We start from the raw sequence: 2497 nt of genomic DNA, 5'->3' as shown, positions 1-2497 counted from the left end.
TGTCAATCGGCGTCGAACTTTGACCCCTTATCGGCGTGCAATGTTGACCCCGTCTGAGTGTGGTGATGGCGCCGGCCAGGACCGGAGCTGCGGAGCGTAGCGAAGCAAGCGGAGGGCGTGGCCGGCGTTGCGGGATCAGGAGCGGTGGCGAAGGCGCCAGCTGTCGTTGCCGGTTTCGACGATGTCGCAGTGGTGCGTAAGGCGGTCGAGCAGCGCCGTCGTCATCTTGGCGTCCCCGAACACGCTCGGCCACTCGGCGAAGGCGAGGTTGGTCGTCACGATGATCGATGTGCGCTCGTAGAGGCGGCTGATCAGGTGGAACAGCAGCTGGCCACCCGATTGCGCGAACGGCAGGTAGCCCAGCTCGTCGAGCACCAGCAGGTCGACGCGGGCGATCCCGTCGGCGATGCGTCCGCCGCGTCCGAGCTTCATCTCGGCTTCGAGCTTGTTGACCAGATCGACGGCATTGAAGAAGCGGGCCTTCCGTCCGGCCCGGATGACGCTTCTGGCGATGCCGATGGCGATGTGGCTCTTGCCGGTGCCCGTGCCGCCGATCAGCACGACATTCCTCTGCTCGTCGAGGAAGGCGCCAGCCGAGAGCTGCTCGACCAGCTCGCCATTGATCGGTGTGCCAGTGAAGTCAAGGTCGGCGAGCTCCTTGGCGAGCGGCAGCTTGGCAATGCCCATCTGGTAGTTGATCGATCGTGCCTGCTTGGCAGCGATCTCGGCCTTGAGCAGCGCACCGATGACCTTCTCGACGCCGTGCTGACGCTTGACGCCCACCGAGACGATCTCGTCGTAGGCCGCCCGCATGCCGGCCAGCTGCAGCTGGCCCATCATGTCGAGAACTTCAGAGCGCTCCATGGCAGACCTCAATGGAACCTGCCCGCAGTGCATCGTAGCGGGCACAATCGGCAACGGGCGGCAGGGCGAGGGTCAGCCGTCCCGATAGCTCGATCGGGGCCACCGCATGTGGATCAGCGTGGCGTGCCAGGGCGTTGAGGATCACGTCGGCGGCGGCGATCCCGGCCGCCAGCGATTCTGCACACGCGGCTTCGACGGCAGTCAGTCCGTCCGTCAGCACGGCGGTGAGGATCTTCACCATCTGCCGGTCGCCATCGTGCGATCCGGCGAGCTTGCGCCGCACCTTCTCTATCGCTCCGGGCAGCGGCCAGTCCTTGAACGGCGCGCCGTTCCTCAAGGCGCCGGGCTTCCTCGCCAGCACCGGCACGTAGTGCCAGGGATCGTAAGCCACCTGATGGCGACCGAAGCGGCGCCTGTGCTCGGCGACGACGTGGCCGTCCTGCTTGATGACGATGCGATCGGCGTAGGCGTGCACATCGACGGGACGACCGACAGCGGAAGCGGCAACCGAGTACTTGTTGTTGTCGAAGCGAACCAGGCATGTCTTCGACACTGATGCGCTCACCGCATGGAAGCCGTCGAACGTCCCTCGATACGGCATCAGCAGTGGCCGCTCGGCTTCGAACATCTCGAAGACGCTTTTCTCCTTCACGACCGGATGGGGATGCGTCTGCGCCAGCACGATGCAGCGCTCGGCCAGCCAAGCGTTGAGCTCCTCGTAGCTCTTGAACTTGAGACGCGGCGAGAACAGCCGCTTCCGAACGAAGCCGACCTGGTTCTCGACCTGGCCTTTCTCCCAGCCCGCTGCCGGCGTGCATGCGGTCGGCTCGATGAGGTGATGGCTCATCAGCTGCTGGAAGCGCCGGTTGAAGACGCGATCCTTGCCGACGAACACAGCGTCGACCGCGGTCTTCATGTTGTCGTAGATGCCGCGCCTCGGAACGCCCTTGAAGAGCTGGAACGCCTTCTCGTGAGCGTCGAACACCATCTCCTGGCTCTCGCGCGGATAGGCGCGCACGAACAGCATGCGGCTATGGCAGAGTCGGACCTGCGCCACCTTGACCATCGTCGTGACCCCGCCGATGACCACGCATTCGTGGCTCCAGTCGAACTGATAGGCCTCGCCCGGTGCGAAGGAGAGAGGCACGTAGGCCTCCTCCGTCCGTTCGCCCTCGCGTTCGGCCCAGCTCCTCGCGTAGCGGCGTACGTTGTCGTAGCTGCCCCGATAGCCCTCTAGCCGAAGCTCCTCGAGCATCCGCTGGCAGGTCAGGCGCTCCCGCTTCGGGCGCCGCGCATTGGCGGCCAGCATCGCCTCCAGTGCTGCGATGTAAGGACCAAGCTGTGGCATCGGCTGCGCGCGGCGCTCGTACCGCCGCTCCGTCTCGGCCTCAGCCCGTATGATAGACCGCACCGTGTTCCGCGCCAGCCGCAGCTCGCGCGAGATCGCCTTGATCGATTTCTTCTGAACGAAATGCGCGCGCCGGACCCGCCCGATCGTGTCCACTGTGATCATCCCCCGCTCGCCCTCGTGCCGACGCACGCACCAAGGGCAATGTTCTCAGCACAGGGGGTAGGGTCAAAATTGCGCGCCGATTACCCCCAGCAAGGGGTCAAAATTGCATGCCGGTTCACA

At 65.0% G+C, this 2497-nt stretch carries 2 protein-coding genes; both read right to left on the bottom strand.

Going from position 1 to position 2497, the window contains the following annotated elements; genetic code table 11:
* Positions 1–135: 135 nt before the first annotated feature.
* Positions 136–864, bottom strand: a complete 729-nt coding sequence (gene istB / locus NDB2M4_RS14785) for an IS21-like element helper ATPase IstB (RefSeq protein WP_072376456.1) — start codon at positions 862–864, stop codon at positions 136–138.
* On the bottom strand, positions 851–2377 hold the full coding sequence (istA, locus tag NDB2M4_RS14780; protein ID WP_072376454.1) for an IS21 family transposase: 1527 nt from the start codon (positions 2375–2377) through the stop codon (positions 851–853). Before istA ends, istB begins: the two co-directional genes overlap by 14 nt.
* Positions 2378–2497: the final 120 nt, after the last annotated feature.

This window comes from Hyphomicrobium sp. NDB2Meth4 (assembly GCF_900117445.1).
In the GTDB taxonomy this organism is placed as follows: domain Bacteria; phylum Pseudomonadota; class Alphaproteobacteria; order Rhizobiales; family Hyphomicrobiaceae; genus Hyphomicrobium_A.
This window is presented reverse-complemented; position numbering and strand designations above follow the sequence as displayed.

What these genes read in the sequence shown, in the direction of transcription:
- istB (WP_072376456.1), bottom strand. Translation starts at nt 864, where the DNA reads ATGGAGCGCTCTGAAGTTCTCGACATGATGGGCCAGCTGCAGCTGGCC.
- istA (WP_072376454.1), bottom strand. Translation starts at nt 2,377, where the DNA reads ATGATCACAGTGGACACGATCGGGCGGGTCCGGCGCGCGCATTTCGTT.